The organism is Modestobacter altitudinis (assembly GCF_005930475.1).
In the GTDB taxonomy this organism is placed as follows: Bacteria; Actinomycetota; Actinomycetes; order Mycobacteriales; family Geodermatophilaceae; genus Modestobacter; species Modestobacter altitudinis.
The window spans coordinates 1-19,865 of sequence record NZ_SJEW01000052.1 but is presented as its reverse complement, the minus strand read 5'-3'; the positions used below and the strand labels follow the sequence as shown (position 1 = coordinate 19,865).

Below are 19,865 nucleotides of genomic sequence, written 5' to 3'. Positions count from 1 at the left end.
CGGCTACTTGATGGCGACGGGGTTGACCGGCGAGCCGGCCGCCTGCGCGATGTTCAGCGGGGCGGCGACGTAGAGGAAGGCGTACCGGCCGTCCTCGGCGCAGTCCGCGGCCAGCCGCTCGAGGTCCGCGATCTCGGTGAGCGTGACGCCGAGGTTGCGCATGAGCGCGCTGTGCAGCACCAGCGCCACTCCGTTGTTGGGGTCGGTGGTGACCTCGTTGGCGATGGTGTCGGTGACCAGGTTGGGGATCTCCATGTCCTGGAACCACTGCACCAGCTCGGGGCTGTACACCAGCCCGGGCTCGTTGAAGCCCTCGTAGAACGCTTCGCCCTGCTCGTGGAACAGCTGCAGGAAGTTCGTCCGGATCACCAGGATGTCCCGCGGCTGGATCGGCTCGCCCTGCGCCTCCGCGCACGCCACCAGGTCCTCGTGGGTGAACGTCTCGCCCTTGTCCAGGGTCGGCTTGCCGCGGAACCGGGCCATGTCCAGCAGCACCGCGCGGCCGACGATGCCGCGCTCGGCGATCGGCTGGACGCTGGCCTTGTCCAGGCCGCCGACCGTGCTGCGCGCGTCGTAGCCGTTGTACAGCTGCCCGCCGTACCAGAGGTGGCCCAGCGCGTCGTACTGGGTGGAGCCCTGCAGGTAGGCGTCGATCTTGTCGTCGGCGTAGTGCAGGCCGCCGGGGTAGGACGCGCCGTTGCCGCCCTCGTCCCAGTTGGACTCGTCGAGCACCTGGATGCGCTCGGCGGGGGTGCGGCCGGGCCAGACCGGGTCGCCCTTCGGGTCGCCGATCAGCCGCTGGAGGGTGAACACCTTGCCCGAGCTGACCAGCCGGACGGCGGCGAGCACCTGCTCGGGGCCCAGGTAGTTCAGCGCGCCCACCTCGTCGTCCGACCCCCACTTCCCCCAGTTCGTCGGCGACCCCGCCAGCAGGTCGACGAGGTCGGGCGCGGTGCTGGGGTTCTCGGACACGAGGCCTCCGGAGGGTGGGCCCGGGCTGCGTTGCCCGGGATCTCCGAGAACCTCCACCCACCGCCCCCGTGGTGTCAATCACAGGCCGGTCAGCCGGCCGGGACGACGGTCTTGGTGACCTGCGCGGTGGCCACCAGGGTGCCCTCGACGGTGGCGTCGGCCCGCAGGAAGGCGACCGCCCGACCGCGGCGCAGCACGGTCCCGCGCAGCTCGACCCGCCGGTCGGCGGACACCGGGCGCAGCAGCGACACCGCCTGGTCGTGGGTGACGGCGTGCTCGTCGTCGCCCAGGTGCGGCATCAGGGCGAGGTAGCCGGCGACGTCGAGCAGCGCGGTCACCACGCCCCCGTGCAGCAGCCGCACCTGGTTCTGCGCGGCCGGGCCGACCGGGAACCAGATGCCCGCGGCGGGGTCGGCCGGGTCCAGCAGCTGCACCCCGACGAACCGGTGCAGCGGGATGTCGAGCACGGCCTGGACGCGTGCGGCGGAGTTGCGGGGCGGCACGGGGCCCTCCTGTCATCGGCAGCGCGTGCCGTCGATGATCGACCACCCCGGTGGCGCGGGCACGGTGGGCCCGCGCCACCAGGGGCGGGTCAGAGCTGGCCGGGCGCGAAGCTGAGGTCGCTGACCTGGCGGTCCCGGGGGAAGGTGCCCTCGAGCGAGACCGCGCCGCTGAGCAGCGAGACCTCGTACAGCGCGTAGCGGTCGCCGACCTTCAGCGAGGCGTAGGGGAACAGCTCGACCGCGCTCCCCTTGCGGACCTCGCTGTAGACGTCGAAGCCGGCGTCCCCGGTGGCGTCCACGCCCAGCGCGCCGGTCGCGGCGAGCAGGCCGGCGTTGGCCGGGGACTGGATCACGACCTGGTCGCGCGCGGTGTCGATGTCGAACAGGGTGGTCGCGGTGGCCGCGCTGCCGTCGTTGTTGGTGTACGCGGCAGCGGTGACGCCGGTCGCGGTGGTCGGCGAGGTCGCCGGCGGGGCCGCCGGGTAGGTGAGGGTGCCGTCGACGATCGTGCCGCCCTGGGCAGTGACGTCCTGCCGCAGGTTCTGTCCGCTGTTGCTGACGATGCGCAGCCGGTCGACGACGGGGTTGAAGTCCACGCCGAAGGCGGTGCCGGTCAGCGCGGTGCTGAGCTGGGAGACCTTGGTCGCGGTCGCCCCGGTGAGCGTGTAGACGCCCCCCTTGTCGCCGACGCCGTAGAGCACGCCGGTGGCCGGTCGGTGGTCGATGCCCACGAGCCGGGTGTCGCCGGTCAGGCCCTGCACCGGCCCGACAGCGCGGGCGCGTTCCGGCCGGTCGGTGGCGAAGGAGACCAGCGTGCGGCCGTCGGGGGTCAGGCCGACCGCCGTCAGGCTCTCCCCGGAGTGCCGGTCGGCCGAGGCCTGACCGCCCCGGGCGCCACCGTCCGCGGCGGCCGACACCGCCGGGGCGGCGACCGTCAGTGCGGCGAGCACGGCAGCGCCGGCCATGATGCGGGTGCGTGTCCTGGACATCGTTGTCTCCTGACTGGGAGCTCCTGGGCAGGCGGACGTCCCGCCGCCCAGCGCCGGGCGCTGAGGGCCCTGCTGTCGATGGGTACGGCGCCCGGGCCGCCCGCGTTCAGCACTGCCCGGCGGAGCCCGCGCCGGACTCCCCTCCGGCGGCTGGGCATGATGAGCGGCGTCCGCGACGTCCGGAGCCGGCAACGGAGCACGGCGGCGCGCGGCCGGACCGAGGAGACGGTGGGGATGAGCGACGTCCCGGACCACGTGGGCGTGATCGGCGGAGGCCGGATGGGGGCGGGGATCGCCCAGGCGTTCCTGCTCGCCGGTGCCCGGGTCGAGGTCGTCGAGGCCGGCGACGAGGCCGCCGACGTCGCCCGCGGCCGGATCGCCGACGGGCTCGAGGAGTCCGCCCGCCGCGGGAAGCTGACCGGCGACGTCGGCGACACCTTCGCCCGGCTGTCCCTGGTCGACTCCGCGACCGAGCTGTCCCCCGGCACCGGGCTGGTCGTGGAGGCGGTCCCGGAACGGGCCGACCTGAAGGTCGCCGTGCTCACCGCCGCGGAGACCGCGCTAGGCCCGGACGCCGTGCTGGCCACCAACACCTCCTCGCTGTCGGTCACCGAGCTGGCCGCCGCCCTGCAGCGCCCCGCCCGGTTCCTCGGCCTGCACTTCTTCAACCCGGTGCCGGCCTCCAAGCTCGTCGAGGTCGTCGTCGCCCCGGACACGGCCGCCGACGTCGTGACGTCGGCCCGCGGCTGGGTGCAGGCACTGGGCAAGACCGACGTCGTGGTCAAGGACTCCCCCGGCTTCGCCTCCTCCCGCCTGGGCGTGCTGCTGGGGCTGGAGGCGATCCGGATGCTCGAGGAGGGCGTGGCCGACGCCGAGGCGATCGACGCCGCGATGGAGCTGGGCTACCGGCACCCGATGGGCCCGCTGCGCTCCACCGACCTGGTCGGCCTGGACGTGCGGCTGGCGATCGCGGAGTACCTGGCCGGGACGCTGGGCGAGCGGTTCACCCCGCCGCAGCTGCTGCGGGACAAGGTGGCCGCCGGCGAGCTGGGCCGCAAGACCGGCCGCGGCTTCCACGACTACCCCTGAGCGGAGTGCCACGGCGCGGAAACCACGCCCGTGGCACTCCACCCACCCCACGCGACTGAGAGGACGACGATGTCCGACCCCACGGTGACCCGGACCGACGCCGACGGCGTGGCCACGCTGACCCTGCAGCGCCCGGCGCTCTCGCACCAGCTGCGCACCGAGCTGCTCACGCTGGTCCGGGAGGTGGCCGAGGACTCCTCGGTGCGCGCGGTGCTGCTGACCGGGTCCGGGCGGGCGTTCTGCGTCGGCCAGGACCTCGGCGAGCACGTGGAGGTGCTGCGCGGGAACGCAGAGAGCTCGCTGTCGGTGGTCGAGGCCGAGTACAACCCGCTGCTGCTGGCGCTGGCCGGGCTGCGGGTGCCGCTCGTCGTCGGCATCAACGGCGCCTGCGCCGGTGCCGGGCTGGGCATCGCGCTCGCCGGTGACCTGCGGGTGGCCGCCGCCGGCGCGAAGCTCACCACCGCGTTCGCCGGCATCGGGCTGTCCAGTGACTCCGGGCTCGCCTCCCGGCTGGTCCACTGCGTGGGCGGCTCGCGGGCCACCGAGCTGCTGCTGCTGCCCGAGCCGTTCACCGCCGAGACCGCGGGCCAGTGGGGGTTGGTGCACCGGGTGGTCCCGGCGGAGCAGGTGCTGGCCGAGTCCCAGGCGCTGGCCGCCCGGCTCGCCGCCGGGCCGACCCGCGCGTACCGGGCCATCAAGGAGGTGCTGGCGACCGCGGCCACCGACCCGCTGCAGGACACCCTGGCGCTGGAGGCCCGGCTGCAGACCGAGCTCGGCGGCACCGCCGACCACCGCGAGGCGGTCGAGGCGTTCCTGGCCAAGCGGCCGGCCCGGTTCACCGGCCGCTGACGCCGCCGTGGCCGCCGAGCACGTCGCTCGGGCCTACTCGTCCCTGGCCGGGCGGTACATCGAGCTGTTCGGGTCCCTCGACTGCGTGCACCCCGACGACCTGCGGCTGGTCGAGGACCACCTCGGTCGGCTGACGGGTCCGGTCCTGGACCTCGGGTGCGGACCCGGGCACCTGAGCGGCTTCCTGAGCCGGACCGGCACCGACGTCACCGGGATCGACCTGGTGCCGGAGTTCATCGCGCATGCACGCCGGTCCCACCCGGCCGTGCGGTTCGAGCTGGGGTCGCTGACCGAGCTGGCACGCCCTGACGCATCGGTGGCCGGGGTCCTCGCCTGGTTCTCCCTCATCCACCTCGACCCCGGCGAGCTGGACGGCGCCCTCGCCGAGGTCCGCCGGGTCCTGGCGCCGGGTGGCGCACTGGTGACCGGGTTCTTCGACGGCGCCGTGTGCGAGCCGTTCGAGCACCGTGTGGTGCAGGCGTACCGGTGGCCGGCCGACGAGCTCGCGGGCCGGCTCCGCGAGGCCGGCCTCGCCGAGGTCGAACGCGTGCACCGGACCCGGGACGGCGGACGACGGCCCTACGCCGTCCTCGCCGCGCGGGCCGTCGGCCCGGAGGGCGCCCGGCGCTGATCCACGTGGAACACCGGCCGGGGCGCGCTGCTCAGCGGGTCAGGACGGCGCAGGTCGGGCAGACGTCGGTGCCGCCGGCGGGCCAGACCCGCTCGGTGGTCACCCGGGCCAGCGCGCCGCAGACGGTGAGCTCGCACGCCCCGTCCAGGTCGGCGAGGACCCGGTGCACCTCGACGGCGTGCCACAGCGCGGCCGTCGGCCCGAACGCACGGCTGCGGGCGGCGACGAAGGTGAGCGTCGAGGAGGTCATGCCCCGGTTGTCGGCAGGGACACGGTGGCAGGACAGCCGGGCGTGCGGTGCTCACCCCATCGGGTCACCACCCCGGTCGCCCCACCGCCGGCGCCGCGTGGCACCGTGCCTGCGACCCCACCGCCTGCGAGGAGGCCCCGGTGCAGCTCACCAAGCACGGACACGCCTGTGTCGTCCTGTCCGACGGCGACCGCCGACTGGTCGTCGACCCCGGCTCCTTCACCGCGGACGACGCGTGGGCCGGCGCCTCGGCGCTGCTGGTGACGCACGAGCACGCCGACCACTTCGTGCCGGAGCAGGTCCGTGCCGCGCTGGACGCCGACCCCGCGCTCGAGGTGTGGACCAACGGCTCGGTCGCCACCCAGCTGGAGGGCCTCGGCTCCCGGGTGCACGTCGTCGGCGCCGGCGACACCTTCACCGCAGCCGGGTTCGACGTCTCGGTCCACGGTGAGTGGCACGCGGTCATCCACCCGGACATCCCCCGGGTGCCCAACGTCGGCTTCCTCGTCGAGGGCGCGGTGTTCCACCCCGGGGACGCGCTGACCGTCCCCGAGGTCGCCGTCCCGACGCTGCTGCTGCCGGCGCACGCACCGTGGTCGAAGCTGGCCGAGCTGGTCGACTACCTGCGCGAGGTGCGGGCCGAGCGGGCGATCGCGGTCCACGACGCGCTGCTCAGCGACCTGGGGCTGGGCGGCGTCGCCCGGCTGCTGGGGCCGGGCGGCCCGGGCCAGCCGACGCCGTACGAGCGGCTCGCCCCCGGGGAGTCCGTTCCGGTCTGAAGTGTCCGGGTGGAACCCGTCCACCGGCGGCCGACATCTGACAGCATCGGGTTGCGCACAGCACGTGAGCGCAACGCAGCCGGCCCGCCGGCGTCCCAGGCGTACGACGACGAGGCGGGAACACGGCCATGGAGAGCACCGGCCACGAGCTGCCCACCTGGGCACCGCTGCCCGCGCGCGCCGACGAGGGGTTCGACGAGCTGGCCGCCCGGGTCTGCGCCGAGCTCCGGGTCCAGCGGGCCCTGGTGGTGCTCGTCTCCAAGAGCGGCCAGGTGTTCCCGGGGGCCGCCGGCCTGCCCGAGCCGTGGGAGACCCGCCGGTCGATGCCGCTGAGCCACTCGATGAACCTCCGGGTGCTCTCCACCGGCCGACCGCTGGTGCTCCGCGACGCCCGTGAGGACCCGCAGCTGCGGGACAGCCCGGGCGTCCTGGACATGCAGATCGTCGCCTACGCCGCGATGCCGCTGGCCGACGTGCACGGCCGGCCGATCGGCGTGCTGTCCGTGTCCGACGACCAACCCCGCGACTGGTCGGCGCGGGACCTGGCGACGCTGCACGGGCTGGCCGCCGAGGCGGCCCGGCGGCTGCAGTTCCAGGCCCTCGAGCTGGCCGAGCGGGAGGCGGTCGCGACGGCTGCCCGGGCCGCGCTCGCCGCGACGAGGACCGCCGACTCGGCCCGCGCCGCCTACGTCGAGGCCGAGGCCGCCGCCGACCGCGCGCGGGTCGTGGCCCGGCTGAGCCAGGACCTGCAGCCGGCCGAGACGCTGCTGGACGTCCTCCGCAGCATCGACCGGTTCGTCCGCTCGCCGCTCGGGGCGAGCGTGGCGCTGCTGGGGCTCGCCGAGACGGGCAGCACCGACCTGCGGGTGTGGGCCGCGGTGACCGGCACCCCGCCGACCACCCGGGTGGCCACCGGGCTGTACCTGTCGGACGCGCACCCGCTGGCGACGGCGGTGCGGGAGCGGCGTCCGGTGCCGGTGGGCTCCCGGGCCGCCGGCGAGGCGGAGTTCCCGGCGCTGGCGCGGTTCCCGGTCGGCGCGGAGACGGCGCTGGCCGCCCCCGTCGTGCTCGGGCAGCACACCGCGGCGGCGGGACTGCTGGTCGGCTGGGGGGAGACCCGGGACCTGGACGCACCCCTGTCCGCCGTCGTCACCGACCTGGCCCGGCACGTCGGGCACGCGCTGGACCGGGTGCTGCTGCGCGCCCAGCGGATGCGGCTCGGGGCGGCCTCGCCACCGGTGTCGGTCAGCGCCTGACCGTCCGCACCGGAGGGTCAGCGACCGCCGACGGAGACCTCGAACTCGACCTGGCTCACGTCCGGCCGCAGCCGGGAGAAGCTGTGCACCAGCGGATGGCCGGCGCTGTCCCGCACGGTGGTGCGCACCACCAGCAGCGGGGAGCCGGCGATGACGTCGAGCACCTCGGCCTCGTCGGCGGCCGCCGTGCCGACGTCCACGACCAGGCGGGCGTGCGCGAGGTCGGCTTGGTACTCCCGGCGGAGGAACTCGTAGAGCGAGCCGTGGCCGAAGTCCTCGCTGGCCGCCTTGGGGAACCGGTCGGCGGCCAGGAAGCTGCGGACGACGTGGTTGGGCAGCCCGTCGACGCTGCGCAGCCGGACCAGCTCCACGACGTCGTCGGCGGTCGCCACGCTCAGCTCGACGGCGATCGCCGGTGCCGCCGGCACCACCTTCTGGCTCAGCACCGTGGTGCCGACCTGGGCGCCCTGCTCGGTCATCACCGAGTGGAACCCGGCGATCCGGTGCACGAAGCTCTCGCGGTACTCGTGCCGGATCCCCGGCCGGCTCACGAACGTGCCGCGGCCCTGCTCACGGACCAGGTGCCCGTCGGCGACCAGCCCGTCCACCGCCCGGCGCAGGGTGATCCGGCTGACCCCGTACTCGGCGCACAGCACCGGCTCCGGGGGGAGGAGGGTGTGCTCGGGCAGGGCGGACGCCCGGCGCCGCAACGCCTCACGGACGGCGAGGTACTTCGGCCCCGCCTCGACACTCGCCACGCCTGGAAGGTACTGCACCGCTAGACGTCTAGACGTCATGACGTACGGTTCACCCGCCTCACCACCCTTCTGGAGGAGAACCCGTGCACATCGGAGTGCTGACCGGCGGCGGCGACTGCCCCGGCCTGAACGCCGTCCTGCGGTCCGTGGTCCGCACGGCCGAGAAGGAGTACGGCAGCACCGTCGTCGGGTTCCGCAACGGCTGGCGTGGTCTGCTCGAGGACGACGCCGTGGTGCTCGACCGGCCCGTGGTCAACGGCCTGCTCACCCGGGGCGGCACGGTGCTGGGCTCGGCCCGCGTCGCACCGCAGAAGCTCCGCGACGGGCTCGGCCGGATGCGCGAGGTGCTCGACGCCCACGGGGTCGACGCGCTGCTGCCGATCGGTGGCGAGGGCACGCTGACCGCGGCGGCGTGGCTGGCGTCGGAGGGCGTGCCGGTGATCGGCATCCCGAAGACGATCGACAACGACATCCACGGCACCGACCTCACCTTCGGCTTCGACACCGCGGTGAGCATCGCGACCGACCTCATCGACCGGCTGCACACCACCGCCGAGTCGCACCAGCGGGTGCTGCTGGTCGAGGTGATGGGCCGGCACGCCGGCTGGATCGCGCTCAACGCCGGGCTCGCGTCCGGTGCCCACCTGACGATCACCCCCGAGCAGCCCTTCGACATCGAGGAGGTCTGCAAGCTGGTCACCGCCCGGTTCGACCGGGGGCACCGGCACGTCATCGGGGTGGTGAGCGAGGGCGCCACGCCGCTGCCCGGCACCATGCCGCTGCGCGACGGCGGCCTGGACGAGTTCGGTCACCGGCGGTTCACCGGCGTCGCCCAGCAGCTGGGCGAGGAGCTCGAGCGGCGCACCGGCAAGGAGGTGCGGACGACGGTGCTCGGCCACGTGCAGCGCGGCGGTACCCCGACCTCGTTCGACCGGGTGCTGGCCACCCGGTTCGGCCTGCACGCCACGATCGCCGCCCACGAGGGCCACTTCGGGAAGATGGTCGCCCTGCACGGCACCGACATCGGGCTCGTCCCGCTGGCCGACGCCGTCCGCGAGCTCAAGACGGTGCCGAAGTCCCGGCTCGCCGAGACCGCCAACTTCTCCGGCTGAACCGGAGGATCCGCATCGCCAAAAGCGCACCTTTGGCGATGGGGGGGGTCACCAGGTCCAGCGCCAGCCGATCACGTGCTCGCCGTCGGGGACGACCTCCTGCGCGGTCTGCCCACCGACCAGCCGGACCGGCACCGCGTCGGTCGGGTCGGTCGAGTCCACGTCCGCCCAGCGGGCGCAGGACACCTCACGGGGCAGGCACGACGGGTCGAACCGGAGGGTGAGGGCCACGTGCCGCATGCTGGCCGCGACGACCTTGCGGAACTCCGGCACCGGCGGCCCGGGGTAGGCGAACGCGGTGCGGTACTCCAGGTGGGTGGTCTGGCCGGGCAGCAGCGGCTCGGTGAGCGCGATCTCCACCGCGCACAGCTGCGTCCCGGTCACCCGGAAGGCGCGCAGCGGGGTGCCCCCGGTCAGCACGGTCACCGCGGCGTGCGGGGTGTCGAAGGCGTAGTGCTGGCGGTCGGTCGGCTCCATCGCCTCCAGCAGCTGGCGGGTGACGTGCTGCCGGGGGGACCGGTCCGGCCCGATCTCGTGGTGCTCGGCGACCTGCAGGGTGCGCACCGTGCAGCGCGGCAGCGGCTCCTCGCCGTCGAGCTGGGTGGCCACCACCAGCTGGTTCCGGAGCGGGCGGCCGCGGACCAGCGCACGCAGCTCGTCGGCGTGCTCCCGGGTCATCTCGAAGGCCGCGATGAACAGCTCCAGCGTGGCGTCGGAGAGCCGGTCGCCGTTCAGCGCGCGGCCGACCCGGTTCTGCAGGCTGCGCGGCTGGTGGTCCCAGCCGACCTCCCCGGTCTCGACCAGGTGGGCGTCCAGCACGGCCGCGACGGCCGCCCGGGAGAGCTCGCCGCGCCGCACGCTGCTGTGCGGCTGCCAGCGGCGGCGGTACCGCGGCTGGGACAACAGCTCGGTCAGCCGCGCAGCGGCCAACCGCACCCCGACGCTCGCCCCCATGCGCCCCGCTCTCCCCGACGGCCACGTCACGGCCACATGGGGGTTGTAGTAACCGGCTGCCGCAGTCACGAGGCACTGGAGCGTCTCGGAACTGCAGCGCTCGGCATGTCGCCACGCAGGAGAACGGTCCGCGCACCGCCGTGACCCCGCGGTGCGCCCGTGCCCCGGTCAGCGCGGTGGTCGGACCGGCTGCCCGGGCTGCAGTTCGATGACCGTGACCTCCGGGCGGGCCCCGACGCGCATGGGAGGCCCCCAGTAGCCCGCGCCGGCGGTGACGTACAGCTGGGTGCCACCCTGCTGCGACCACCCCTCGACGACCGGCTGGTCGAGCCGCACGACGTGGTCGAAGGGCCACAGCTGCCCGCCGTGGGTGTGCCCGGACAGCTGCAGGTCCACCCCGGCCACCCGCGCCTGCTCCACCTGCACCGGCTGGTGCGCCAGCAGGACCACCGCCGCGGCGTCGTCCCGGCCGTCGAGGGCGGCGTCCAGGTCGGCGCCGTGCCCGGGGACGCCGGAGGCCGCGGCGGTGCGGTCGTCGATGCCGGCCAGGTCGAAGGACGCGCTGCCGCGGCGGATCGGCACCCGCTCGTTGCGCAGCACGTCGATGCCCAGGGTGGGCAGGTGCCGCAGCCAGGCGGCGGTGTCCACGAAGTACTCGTGGTTGCCGGTGACGAAGAAGACGCCCTGGTCGCTGACCAGGTCCGCGAGCGGGGCGGCGTCCGCGCGGAGCTGGTCGACCTCGCCGTCGACCAGGTCGCCGACGATCGCCACGACGTCCGGCCGCTGGGCGTTCACCGTCTCCACCACCCGCTCGAACCGGCGCCCGCCATAGGTGGCCGACAGGTGCCCGTCGGAGAAGGTGACGATCCGCAGCCCGGCCAGCGCCGGGTCCAGCCGGGGGATCCGGATGGGCACCCGGCGGACGACCGGCGCCGAGTTCGCCAGGACGGCGCCCGTACCCGCCGTCACCAGCGCCGCGGTCCCGGCGGCCACCCCCAGCCCCCGCGCCAGGAGGAGCCGGCGGGAGAGCGCGTCGCCCCCGTCCGTGTCCTGGCGGCTCCGGCGCAGCAGCCGGACCGCGACCCGGACGGGCTCGGTCAGCACGGTGGCCAGGAAGAGGTAGAACGCCAGGCCGAGCCAGGAGTACGCGACCCAGGCCAACGGGGTCGCGACCGACATCGGCAGCTGACCGCGGAACACCACGGCGACGGTGGGCAGCACCGCCAGCACGATGGTGACCGCGGTCAGCACCCGGCGGGTGCGGCCGGGCCGGGTGGTGCCCCGGACCAGCCGCCACCACAGGTAGCCGTGCAGCAGCGCCATCGCCAGGCCGACGACGGCGGCGAACACGACCACGACGGGCCCGCCTACGCCGTCGCCGTCTCCAGGGCCGGGCGGAGCTGCGGCCAGCGCAGCCAGAACTCCTGCTCGGCCCGCTCGCAGCGCCCCTGCTCCAGGGCGTGCAGCCGGCCCCAGGTCCAGGCGTTCTCGCCGGCCGCGAAGGCCTGCAACCCGAGCTGGGTGCACAGCGGCCGGGTCACGAAGGTGTCCTGCCGCTCGCCGAGCACCTCCTGCACCCCCTTGAGGGCGCCGACCAGCCGGCGGACCGGGTCACCGAGCACCGGCACCGCGGACTCGGCGGTGTACCGGACCCGCTTGGCCGCCTTGCGCACCGCGTGCAGCGCCTCCTCGTGGTCGCTGTCCTGCGCCGCCTCCACCGCGTGGCGCAGCCGCCTGCCGGTGCGCGCGAGGATCTCGCGCAGCACCTGCTCGGCGGGCCGGGCCGCGGCCTCGGTCAGCGGCGGCTCGGCGACCAGGGCGTCCAGGTCGTCCCGCAGCTGCAGGTAGGCGGCCGAGGTCAGCGCCTCCCGGGCGTCCACCTCACCGGCCTGCTGGTCGGCGATCGCGGCCTGCTGCAGCCGGGCCGCCACCGGGCCGAGGACCAGCTCGGCCGGCTCGGCGGCGACCAGCTCGCGCAGGTGGGCGAGGGCGACCTCGGCGTCACGGGTGGGCGAGAGCGCCGTCCCGACCGCGGCCAGCTCCTCGCGCAGCGGATCGGTCTGCGCGCGGTCGAGCACCGGGCGGTAGGCGGCGAGCGTGCTGCGCAGCCGGCGGCAGGAGACCCGCACCTGGTGCACGCCGTCCGGCTGACCGGTGCGGACCATCAGGTCGGCGTCCTGCAGCGCCCGCACCTGCAGCTGCAGCGCGGCCCGGAGCACCTCACCGGCCGGCGCGGACGACGTCCGCCCCCGTCCGACGTCCTTCTTGCGCTTCTTGCCCTTGCCCTTGCCCTTGCCCTTCTTCCGCTGCTCGGCGGGCTCGGCCGGCTCGGCGGGCTCGGCCGGCTCGGCGGGCGGGAGCACCGGGCCCTCGACCGCGGCCAGCCGGTCGGCGAGCACCCGGCCGAGCTTGGACGGCGCGGTCGCCGGGCGTGCGCCGGCGTCCAGGACGGCCGCGGAGACCGCGGCCAGCAGCTCCTCGTCGCCGTCGACCAGCTCGACCTCCACCTCCCGCCAGACGGTGACGACGGCGGCCTCGCCGGGCCCGGCCGGCAGCGCGGTGCCGGTGACCTGGTCGTCGGCGACCTCGGCGAGCACCCGGCCCTCGGCGTCCACGAGCTCGGTGACCACCCGGCGGGTGCGCAGCGTGGCGACCTGCGTCGCGGGGGCGAGGCGGACGATCCCGAGCACCGGCTCCAGGACCGCCTTCGGCGGGTTCTTCAGCGCCCGGCCCAGCGGCGAGTGGAGCTCGCGGCGGGCACCGGCGGCGGCCGGCAGCTTGACGTGCCACCCCGCGTCGGCGCCGCCGGTGCGCCGGCGCAGGGTCACCCTCGCGCGGGCCAGCCGCAGGTCGGCGGTGTCGTAGTAGGCGGCCTCGAGGGCGTGCTCGACGGGCGCGCGCACCTCGGCCACCCCGACGACGCCGGTGAGGTCGGGCAGCGTGAACGTCTCGTCGACGTCGAACTTGCGCTCGATCTCCAGATGCTCGACAGCCACGCGTCCACTCCTCGTTCATGCACCGTTCAGGACCGCTCTCCGATCAGGGTCTACCCCACCGAGGTGAACAGCCAGGTCAGCGGCACCACCGGGCCGGGCTCGGCGGGGATCGGCAGGATGGGCGGGTGCCCCTGACGCGTCGCGCCGCCCTCGTCCTCGCCGCACCCTGGGCCGGCTGGGCGGCCGTCCGCGCGACCGGCTCGGACCACGGCTTCCCGCTGGTGCCGGCAACCGCCTTCACCCGGTACGCAGCGGGCACCAGCGTCCTGCCGGTGGTGGCTGGCGTGCTCGCCCGCTCGCGCAGCGCCACCTGGCTGGCCGCCGGCGCCGCCGCGGTGCTGGGCGGGTCGGTCCTCGCCGGCGTCCGCCGGACGCCGGGTGGGCCGACCGACGGCCGGGCGCTGCGCCTGGTGTCGCTGAACATGCTGCACGGGCGGGCGGACCCGGCCGCCGTCGTGGCGCTGGTCCGGTCCATCGACGCCGACGTGCTGGCGCTGGCCGAGGTGACCCCGGCGGCGGTCTCCGGGCTGCTGGCCGCCGGGGTGGCCGGCCGGTTGCCGCACGCGCACGTCGTCCCCGCCGGGGCGGGCCAGCCGGCCGGGGCGGGTGGCGCGCTGTGGACCCGGCTGGAGGTGCGCGAGCGATCGGTCGCCCCCGGCCGCTTCGGTCAGCCGAGCGCCCGGCTGGCCGTGCCGGGCGGGCGCGACCTGGAGGTGACGGCGGTGCACACCCACCCACCGACCACGTCGGCCGGTCAGGTCGCGCGCTGGGAGGACGACCTCGAGCTGCTGCCCGACCCCGCGGCCGGGGTGCTCCGGGTGCTCGCCGGCGACTTCAACGCGACCCCGGACCACGGCGCGTTCCGGCGGCTGCTGCGCCGCGGGTGGGTGGACGCGGCACGGGTGACCGGCCAGGCGATGCGACCCACCTGGTCCCCGGTGCGGGTGCCGGTGCCCCGGCTCACGCTGGACCACGTGCTCGTCGACCCGCGGATCGGGGTGGTGTCCCTCGCGGTGGTGCACGTGCCAGGGACCGACCACCGCGCCCTGGTCGCGGACCTGCGGCTGCCACCGGGCTGAGCCACCGGCGGGACGAGAGCCCCGGGCGGCGGGTTCCGCACCACCGCCGCCCGGGCACTCCCGCCATGCCCACATCCCGGCAGGCTGCACGTCGGTTGTGTGAACTCTGTGTTTCATGGCGTGTCATCCCGCGCGTGGTCACGCTGCGCCAGCGCCGCTGACCCACCGCACGGATCAGCCGATGCGAACGTCCTCCTGCCCGGCCACCGAGACGACGTCGCCCCGGTGCAGCTGCCGGCCGCGGCGCTCCTCGGGGTCGCCGTTGACCGCGACGTCCCCGGACGTGAGGACGTCCTTGACCTGGGCGCCGGAGGGGACGGCGTCGACCAGCTTCAGCAGCTGGCCGAGCCGGATGGTCTCCTCGCCGGGGCGGAGCTCGATGGTGCGCACGCCGCCGATCCTCCCTCAGGACGGGACGACGGTGTCGCCCACCGCGAGGACGCCGGGCTGCGCCACGAGCGCGCCGACGGCCAGCGCCCCGCCGCGCTCCCGGTGGATGGTCTTCAGCACCGCGGTGTCCCGGCCGATGCCGCCGGCCTGCGGGCGGGTCGTCATCACGCAGCGCGGCACCCGGCGGACGACGTCCAGCTCCGCCGTGCCCAGCTGGACGCGCCGCCCCACCAGCTCGTCCTCCCCCGCGCCGCCGAGCACCACGTTGGCCCGGAACCGCCGCCGGTCCCAGCCGCCCAGCGTGCCGGTCGACACCAGCGTGACCCGCGCGTCGGCGTTGTCGTGGAAGGCGCCGTCCGCTCCGGCGAACGGGTCCCAGCGCCCGGTGTCCTCGTGCTCGGCGTCGGCGGGGTTCTCGAAGTGGCGGGGGCCGTGCACGGCGGCGGCGGGCCGCAGCGCCACCGGGCGCCCCGCCCACGCCGACAGGACCGCGTCGTCGGCGGTGGCCGTGCCGTCGGGCAGGACCACCTCCGCCGTGCCGTCGGCTCGCAGCCGGCCTGCGGCGAACAGCAGCTCGGGCACCCGGCGGGCGGTGAGCCCGAAGCCGGTCCCGACGTCGAACAGCGCCCAGCCGCGGTCCCCGGCGAGACCCTCGCAGCCGACCTCGGCGCGCTCGACCCGCTCGCCCAGCAGCGACTTCACCGGGAACCGCCACGCCTCGAGCACCCGCAGGTCGCTCACGCCGGCGTCCAGCCCAGCGTCCAGCTGCCCGACCACGTCTCCTCCGGCGCCAGGACGACGAGGTCCGCGCCGTCGGCCAGCGCGTTCGGCGGGCAGGTCATCGGCTCCACCGCCAGGCTGCGCCGACGCTGCCCGGCCGGGAGCGTGTCACCGCTGTAGACCTGCAGCCACGGCCAGGAGCGGTCGACGGCGAGCTCCAGGGACCCGGCCGGGCCGCGCAGCTCCACCCGCGCCCAGCCCTCGTCGTCCCGGACCAGGTCGGTGACCGGGTCGTCCAGGGCCCGGTCCCCGATCCGGCCGACCGCGCCGTCGAAGGGCCGGCTCTCCCCGGTCGGCAGGCCGCCGTCGACCACCATCGCCGTGCGCGCCGGCACGCGGAGCTCGGCGTCGGCCAGGCCGCCCTCGGCGGGGGCACCCACGTGCAGGTAGGGGTGCATGCCCACGCCGAAGGGAGCATCGTCGTCCCCCGCGTTCCGCACCCGCACGGTGACCGCCAGCCGGCCTGGGGCCAGGTCGTAGTCGATCGCCGTCGCCAGCCGGAACGGGTAGCCGCCGCGTGGCTGGAGGACCGTGCCGACGGTGACGCCGGCCGGCCGCTCGCCCAGCACGGCCCACGGCTGCGCGGACAGCAGCCCGTGGACGGCGTTGGGCGACGCGGCGCTGACCACGTCCAGCTGCAGGTCGGCACCGCGCCACTGCCAGCGGCCATCGCGCAGCCGGTTGGGCCACGGCAGCAGCACGCCGCCGCGTCGTCCGGCCGGCACCGTGCCGGCGGCGTAGCCGTCCAGCAGCTGCCACTCCCCGACCACCAGCTCGCGGAGCCCACCACCGCGGAGGTCGACGGCCAGCCGGGCGCCGCCGGCGGTCACCTCGGCGTCGAGCGGTGTGCTGGACGGCCAGAGCGGGTCGAGCGACATGGGTCCTCCTCGGAGACGGTCCCGGACAGCTCAGCACAACGCCGGGTTCCACGTGGAACGGAGGAACTGGTGACAGACGTCAGTGGCCACCGGACGCCCTCCGGCGGCAGACTGGTGCTGCGACCGACCGAGGAGTCCCAGGATGCCCGAGTCCCACCTGCGCGCTGCCGATGCCGACCGAGCTGCCGTGGCCGAGGTGCTCGGCACGCACATGTCCGCCGGGCGGCTCACCGTCGCCGAGTTCGACGACCGGCTGTCCCGCGCCTACGCCGCCCGCACCTACGGCGAGCTGGACCAGCTGACCGCGGACCTCCCGGCGGTCGAGCAGCCGCCCGTGGTCCGCCCGGAGCCCGCGCCGACGGCCCAGCCGGTGGCCGCCGGGTGCGGCGGACCGGGCACGGCCCACTGGGCGGGTGACTGGGGGCACTGGGGCAGCACGGCCAACGGCCTCCGGGCCGCCTGGGCCAGCTGGCTGACCACCGCGGTGATCGTGGTCGGGATCTGGGTGCTGACCTCGCTGGGCACCGGCGACTGGATCTACCCGTGGCCGGTGTGGGTGATCGGCCCCTGGGGCGTGGTGCTGCTGGCGCAGACCCTCGGCGGAGCCCGCGGGCCCGGCCGCGACCGGCAGCGCGACCGGCGCCCGGGACGGCTGCCCGGCTGACCGACCCCGGGACGCAACAGAGCGCCGGGACCTGTCGGTCACCGGCGCTCTGTCCTGGTGGGCAAGGGGGGAGTTGAACCCCCACGTCCTCTCGGACACACGGACCTGAACCGTGCGCGTCTGCCATTCCGCCACTTGCCCTGGCGAGGGAGAACACTAGCAGCCGGTCCAGGGCCCCCCGGGCCCGCCCCTGGCGCGGCCCGGTGGCATCGTTCCCGGCGCGGCCTGCGGAGCCGGGAGGGTGCCGCTGGTAGACAGTGCGCGGGACGCGGGCCGGCAGAGATCGCCGGGGCGTCCCGCGCTTGCCGACCGGTCCGGCCACCCTCCCCCGGTTACGATCAGCGCTCAGGTGCAGTGGGAGGTCAGCCGAGACGCGAGGGAGCGACTGTGGGTGTGCTGCAGCGCTTCGAGCGACGCCTCGAGGGCATGGTCGGGCTGGCGTTCGCGCGTGTCTTCAAGGGCAAGGTCCACCCGGCGGAGATCGCCACGGCCCTGCAGCGCGAGGCCGACGAGCAGCGGTCCGTGCTCGGCGGTGGCCGGGTGCTCGCCCCGGACCTCTACGTCGTCACCCTCGGCCCGGTCGACCACGACAACCTCGCCGAGTGGTCCGAGCAGCTGGCCGGCGAGCTCGCCGACATGGTCACCGAGCACGTCGTGGCCGAGGGCTACCAGACCTTCGGCGACGTCCAGGTGCGGCTGGAGCGCGACGAGGCGCTGCGCACCGGCGTCTTCGAGGTCGCCTCGCACGTCACCGGTGGCAACGCGCACCGCACCGAGGTCGCCGGGCCACCGGCCCCGTCCGGCCGTCCCCCGCTCCCGCCGCTGCCCTCGATGCGCACCGGGTCCACCGACACCGGCGCCCAGGAGCCGCCGGTCGTCGGCCGCGCCGGCCGGCAGGTGGCGCACGTCCTGGTCGTCGACGGCCCCGGCACCAAGCACGTGCTCGAGCAGGGCAGCAACGTGCTCGGCCGCGGCACGGAGGCCGACATCCGGCTGCCCGACACCGGCGTCAGCCGCAAGCACGTCGACGTCCAACTCGTCGGGACCGTCGTCACCGTCGAGGACCTCGGGTCCACGAACGGCACACTGGTCAACGGCCGGCGGGTCGGCCGGCAGGACCTCGCCGACGGCGACGTCATCCGGATCGGCCACTCGGTGCTGGTCTACCGGCAGGACGGCGCATGACCAGGTCCGGGACTGCGCCCCGGGCGGCGGGCTGATGGCGGAGATCGTCCTGCAGGCCTTCCGCTTCGGTTTCCTGCTGTTGCTCTGGCTGTTCATCTTCGCCGCCTTCCGGGTCGTCCGGGCGGACCTGTTCGGCGGTCGCGCCGGCCGGGTCACCTCCGTCCCGCCCCGGGCCGCGGCGGCCGGGCGCAAGCGCGGCAACCGCGGTCAGCGACACCTCGTCGTGACCGCGGGCCCACTCTCGGGCACCCGCATCACCCTCGGGGAGCAGGCGATCCTGATCGGCCGTGCCGACGACTCCACCCTCGTGTTGACCGACGACTTCGCCTCGTCCCGGCACGCGCGGCTCACCAACCGCAGCGGCCAGTGGTACGTCGAGGACCTCGGGTCGACCAACGGCACCTACCTCGACCAGCAGCGCGTGCAGGGTCCCCTGCTGGTCGGCCCCGGCCAACCGATCCGGATCGGCCAGACCGTGCTGGAGCTCCGTTCATGACGCTCGTCCTGCGCTACGCCGCCCGCTCCGACCGCGGTCTGATCCGCGGCACCAACCAGGACTCGGTCTACGCCGGTCCGCGGTTGCTCGCCGTCGCCGACGGGATGGGCGGCCACGCCGCCGGTGACGTCGCCAGCAAGGTGGTCATCGCCGCCCTGGAGCACCTCGACGACGACGCCCCCTCCGGCGACCTGCTGCAGGCGCTGCGGCAGGCGGTGTTCGACGGCAGCGAGCACCTGCGCGAGGTGATCCGCGAGGCGCCGCACCTGGAGGGCATGGGGACGACGCTGACCGCCGTCCTCTTCGCCGGCGGCCGGCTCGGGCTCTGCCACGTCGGGGACTCCCGCGCCTACCTGATGCGCGACGGCGAGCTCGCCCAGATCACCCACGACGACACGTTCGTGCAGACGCTGATCGACGACGGCCGGATCACCGAGGAGGAGGCGAGCAGCCACCCGCAGCGGTCGCTGCTGCTCCGCGCCCTCAACGGGCAGGACGTCGAGCCCGACCTGTCGATGCGCGACGCCCGGGCCGGCGACCGCTACCTGCTCTGCTCCGACGGCCTGTCCGGCGTGGTCACCTTCGAGACCCTCGCCGCGGCGATGCGCGACCCCGACCCGCAGGCCACCGCCGACCGGCTGATCGAGCTGGCGCTGCGCAGCGGCGGCCCGGACAACATCACCTGCATCGTCGCCGACGTGGTCGAGGACGACGGCCGCGGCGCCCTGATCGACCCGGTCGTCGACGGCGCCGCCGGGGACAACCGCGGGCAGCGCGAGGTCGACCCCCGCTCGGCGGCCGGCCGGGCGGCGCTCGCCGACCCGCAGCCGGCCCAGGTCAACCCGGCGGTGGCCACCACCTCCCCGCCGGTGCGCCGGCGCCCGCTGCGCACCGCGCTGGTCTCGCTCGCCGCCCTCGTGGTGCTCGCCGCAGCGGCGATCGGTGGCTACCTGTTCGTCATGGGGCACTGGTTCGTCGGGGTCGCGGAGACCGCGGACGGCAACGAGGTCGCGGTGTTCCAGGGCCTGGACGCCTCCATCGTCGGGGTGGACCTGTTCCGGCTCGACGAGGCGACCGGCCTGGCCACCACCGACCTCACCCAGGCCGCCCGCAGCCGGGTCACCGGCGGCATCGACGCCTCCGACCGGGACGACGCCCAGCGGATCCTGGACAACCTCCGCGACCAGCGGCTGCCGCCCTGCCGCACCACCCCGAGCACCGCGTCGAGCACCAGCTCCGCACCTGCTCCCCCGAC

General features: G+C 75.4%; 22 protein-coding genes and 1 tRNA gene. 11 read left to right on the top strand and 12 right to left on the bottom strand.

The genetic code is table 11. The annotated features are described in order from the left end of the window. Positions 1-3: 3 nt before the first annotated feature. The 3 genes from FHL79_RS17565 to FHL79_RS17555 all read right to left on the bottom strand — a co-directional run bounded on the left by FHL79_RS17565 (position 4) and on the right by FHL79_RS17555 (position 2,464). The gene (locus tag FHL79_RS17565) at positions 4-972 is read right to left on the bottom strand and encodes a cyclase family protein (RefSeq protein ID WP_138759872.1); all 969 of its coding nucleotides are present in this window, start codon (positions 970-972) and stop codon (positions 4-6) included. An 89-nt stretch (positions 973-1,061) separates the two neighbouring features. Next, positions 1,062-1,475 (bottom strand): PaaI family thioesterase, encoded by a 414-nt coding sequence (locus FHL79_RS17560; RefSeq protein ID WP_138759871.1) that lies wholly within the window; start codon positions 1,473-1,475, stop codon positions 1,062-1,064. An 89-nt stretch (positions 1,476-1,564) separates the two neighbouring features. Then, a complete protein-coding gene (locus FHL79_RS17555; RefSeq protein WP_138759870.1) occupies positions 1,565-2,464 on the bottom strand; it encodes a DUF4394 domain-containing protein in 900 nt (299 codons plus the stop codon). A 234-nt stretch (positions 2,465-2,698) separates the two neighbouring features. On the opposite strand from FHL79_RS17555, the gene FHL79_RS17550 reads away from it, so the two are divergent. From FHL79_RS17550 to FHL79_RS17540, 3 genes are all read left to right on the top strand, one after another. Then, on the top strand, positions 2,699-3,553 hold the full coding sequence (locus tag FHL79_RS17550) for a 3-hydroxyacyl-CoA dehydrogenase family protein (protein ID WP_138759869.1): 855 nt from the start codon (positions 2,699-2,701) through the stop codon (positions 3,551-3,553). A gap of 69 nt (positions 3,554-3,622) precedes the next feature. Then, the gene (locus FHL79_RS17545; protein ID WP_138759868.1) at positions 3,623-4,402 is read left to right on the top strand and encodes an enoyl-CoA hydratase-related protein; all 780 of its coding nucleotides are present in this window, start codon (positions 3,623-3,625) and stop codon (positions 4,400-4,402) included. A 7-nt stretch (positions 4,403-4,409) separates the two neighbouring features. Then, the gene (locus FHL79_RS17540; RefSeq protein WP_138759867.1) at positions 4,410-5,033 is read left to right on the top strand and encodes a class I SAM-dependent methyltransferase; all 624 of its coding nucleotides are present in this window, start codon (positions 4,410-4,412) and stop codon (positions 5,031-5,033) included. Positions 5,034-5,064: 31 nt separating this feature from the next. On the opposite strand, the gene FHL79_RS17535 is transcribed toward FHL79_RS17540, so the two are convergent. Beyond that, on the bottom strand, positions 5,065-5,283 hold the full coding sequence (locus tag FHL79_RS17535; RefSeq protein ID WP_138759866.1) for a hypothetical protein: 219 nt from the start codon (positions 5,281-5,283) through the stop codon (positions 5,065-5,067). Positions 5,284-5,423: 140 nt separating this feature from the next. Here FHL79_RS17535 and FHL79_RS17530 point away from each other — a divergent pair, with 140 nt between their 5' ends. Together FHL79_RS17530 and FHL79_RS26200 are read left to right on the top strand one after the other, a co-directional pair. Further along, positions 5,424-6,062: an MBL fold metallo-hydrolase gene (locus FHL79_RS17530; RefSeq protein WP_138759865.1), complete on the top strand. Its 639-nt coding sequence runs from the start codon at positions 5,424-5,426 to the stop codon at positions 6,060-6,062. A gap of 128 nt (positions 6,063-6,190) precedes the next feature. After that, complete coding sequence (locus FHL79_RS26200) at positions 6,191-7,318, top strand: GAF domain-containing protein (protein WP_138759864.1); 1,128 nt, start codon at positions 6,191-6,193, stop codon at positions 7,316-7,318. Between the two features lie 17 nt (positions 7,319-7,335). On the opposite strand, the gene FHL79_RS17520 is transcribed toward FHL79_RS26200, so the two are convergent. Continuing rightward, entirely contained in the window at positions 7,336-8,076 is a 741-nt protein-coding gene (locus tag FHL79_RS17520) for a GntR family transcriptional regulator (RefSeq protein WP_246080923.1), read from the bottom strand. Between the two features lie 83 nt (positions 8,077-8,159). Between FHL79_RS17520 and FHL79_RS17515 the strand changes: the two genes are divergently transcribed. Next, entirely contained in the window at positions 8,160-9,188 is a 1,029-nt protein-coding gene (locus FHL79_RS17515; protein ID WP_138759862.1) for an ATP-dependent 6-phosphofructokinase, read from the top strand. 48 nt (positions 9,189-9,236) lie between these two features. On the opposite strand, the gene FHL79_RS17510 is transcribed toward FHL79_RS17515, so the two are convergent. The 3 genes from FHL79_RS17510 to FHL79_RS17500 form a co-directional block, all read right to left on the bottom strand. Then, the gene (locus tag FHL79_RS17510; RefSeq protein WP_138759861.1) at positions 9,237-10,142 is read right to left on the bottom strand and encodes a hypothetical protein; all 906 of its coding nucleotides are present in this window, start codon (positions 10,140-10,142) and stop codon (positions 9,237-9,239) included. A 168-nt stretch (positions 10,143-10,310) separates the two neighbouring features. Further along, positions 10,311-11,498, bottom strand: a complete 1,188-nt coding sequence (locus tag FHL79_RS17505; protein WP_246080922.1) for a metallophosphoesterase — start codon at positions 11,496-11,498, stop codon at positions 10,311-10,313. An 11-nt stretch (positions 11,499-11,509) separates the two neighbouring features. After that, a complete protein-coding gene (locus FHL79_RS17500; RefSeq protein WP_138759860.1) occupies positions 11,510-13,138 on the bottom strand; it encodes a CYTH and CHAD domain-containing protein in 1,629 nt (542 codons plus the stop codon). A gap of 125 nt (positions 13,139-13,263) precedes the next feature. On the opposite strand from FHL79_RS17500, the gene FHL79_RS17495 reads away from it, so the two are divergent. After that, positions 13,264-14,217 carry an endonuclease/exonuclease/phosphatase family protein gene (locus tag FHL79_RS17495; protein ID WP_138759859.1) on the top strand — a complete coding sequence of 318 codons (954 nt, stop codon included), beginning with the start codon at positions 13,264-13,266 and terminating at the stop codon, positions 14,215-14,217. Positions 14,218-14,391: 174 nt separating this feature from the next. Here the strand turns inward: FHL79_RS17495 and FHL79_RS17490 are convergent, their stop codons facing one another. The 3 genes from FHL79_RS17490 to FHL79_RS17480 are packed head-to-tail and all read right to left on the bottom strand — an operon-like array spanning position 14,392 to position 16,265. Further along, positions 14,392-14,607, bottom strand: a complete 216-nt coding sequence (locus FHL79_RS17490) for an RNA-binding S4 domain-containing protein (RefSeq protein WP_138759858.1) — start codon at positions 14,605-14,607, stop codon at positions 14,392-14,394. A gap of 15 nt (positions 14,608-14,622) precedes the next feature. Then, positions 14,623-15,384 (bottom strand): MOSC domain-containing protein, encoded by a 762-nt coding sequence (locus tag FHL79_RS17485; RefSeq protein ID WP_246080921.1) that lies wholly within the window; start codon positions 15,382-15,384, stop codon positions 14,623-14,625. After that, positions 15,345-16,265, bottom strand: a complete 921-nt coding sequence (locus FHL79_RS17480; RefSeq protein WP_138759857.1) for an aldose epimerase family protein — start codon at positions 16,263-16,265, stop codon at positions 15,345-15,347. Before FHL79_RS17480 ends, FHL79_RS17485 begins: the two co-directional genes overlap by 40 nt. Positions 16,266-16,407: 142 nt before the next feature. Here FHL79_RS17480 and FHL79_RS17475 point away from each other — a divergent pair, with 142 nt between their 5' ends. Beyond that, a complete protein-coding gene (locus tag FHL79_RS17475; RefSeq protein ID WP_138759856.1) occupies positions 16,408-16,929 on the top strand; it encodes a DUF1707 SHOCT-like domain-containing protein in 522 nt (173 codons plus the stop codon). A 55-nt stretch (positions 16,930-16,984) separates the two neighbouring features. On the opposite strand, the gene FHL79_RS17470 is transcribed toward FHL79_RS17475, so the two are convergent. Further along, positions 16,985-17,070 (bottom strand) — tRNA-Leu (locus tag FHL79_RS17470). A gap of 246 nt (positions 17,071-17,316) precedes the next feature. Here FHL79_RS17470 and FHL79_RS17465 point away from each other — a divergent pair. The 3 genes from FHL79_RS17465 to FHL79_RS17455 form a co-directional block, all read left to right on the top strand. Then, entirely contained in the window at positions 17,317-18,114 is a 798-nt protein-coding gene (locus FHL79_RS17465) for an FHA domain-containing protein (protein WP_138759855.1), read from the top strand. 34 nt (positions 18,115-18,148) lie between these two features. Then, positions 18,149-18,610 carry an FHA domain-containing protein FhaB/FipA gene (locus tag FHL79_RS17460; protein WP_138759854.1) on the top strand — a complete coding sequence of 154 codons (462 nt, stop codon included), beginning with the start codon at positions 18,149-18,151 and terminating at the stop codon, positions 18,608-18,610. Next, positions 18,607-19,865: PP2C family protein-serine/threonine phosphatase (locus FHL79_RS17455; RefSeq protein WP_138759853.1), on the top strand; the 1,259-nt coding region annotated here is incomplete at its 3' end. The genes FHL79_RS17460 and FHL79_RS17455, both read left to right, overlap by 4 nt.

What these genes read in the sequence shown, in the direction of transcription:
- FHL79_RS17555 (WP_138759870.1), bottom strand. Translation starts at nt 2,464, where the DNA reads ATGTCCAGGACACGCACCCGCATCATGGCCGGCGCTGCCGTGCTCGCC.
- FHL79_RS17460 (WP_138759854.1), top strand. Translation starts at nt 18,149, where the DNA reads ATGGCGGAGATCGTCCTGCAGGCCTTCCGCTTCGGTTTCCTGCTGTTG.
- FHL79_RS17535 (WP_138759866.1), bottom strand. Translation starts at nt 5,283, where the DNA reads ATGACCTCCTCGACGCTCACCTTCGTCGCCGCCCGCAGCCGTGCGTTC.
- FHL79_RS17480 (WP_138759857.1), bottom strand. Translation starts at nt 16,265, where the DNA reads ATGTCGCTCGACCCGCTCTGGCCGTCCAGCACACCGCTCGACGCCGAG.
- FHL79_RS17550 (WP_138759869.1), top strand. Translation starts at nt 2,699, where the DNA reads ATGAGCGACGTCCCGGACCACGTGGGCGTGATCGGCGGAGGCCGGATG.
- FHL79_RS17510 (WP_138759861.1), bottom strand. Translation starts at nt 10,142, where the DNA reads ATGGGGGCGAGCGTCGGGGTGCGGTTGGCCGCTGCGCGGCTGACCGAG.
- FHL79_RS26200 (WP_138759864.1), top strand. Translation starts at nt 6,191, where the DNA reads ATGGAGAGCACCGGCCACGAGCTGCCCACCTGGGCACCGCTGCCCGCG.
- FHL79_RS17475 (WP_138759856.1), top strand. Translation starts at nt 16,408, where the DNA reads ATGCCCGAGTCCCACCTGCGCGCTGCCGATGCCGACCGAGCTGCCGTG.
- FHL79_RS17545 (WP_138759868.1), top strand. Translation starts at nt 3,623, where the DNA reads ATGTCCGACCCCACGGTGACCCGGACCGACGCCGACGGCGTGGCCACG.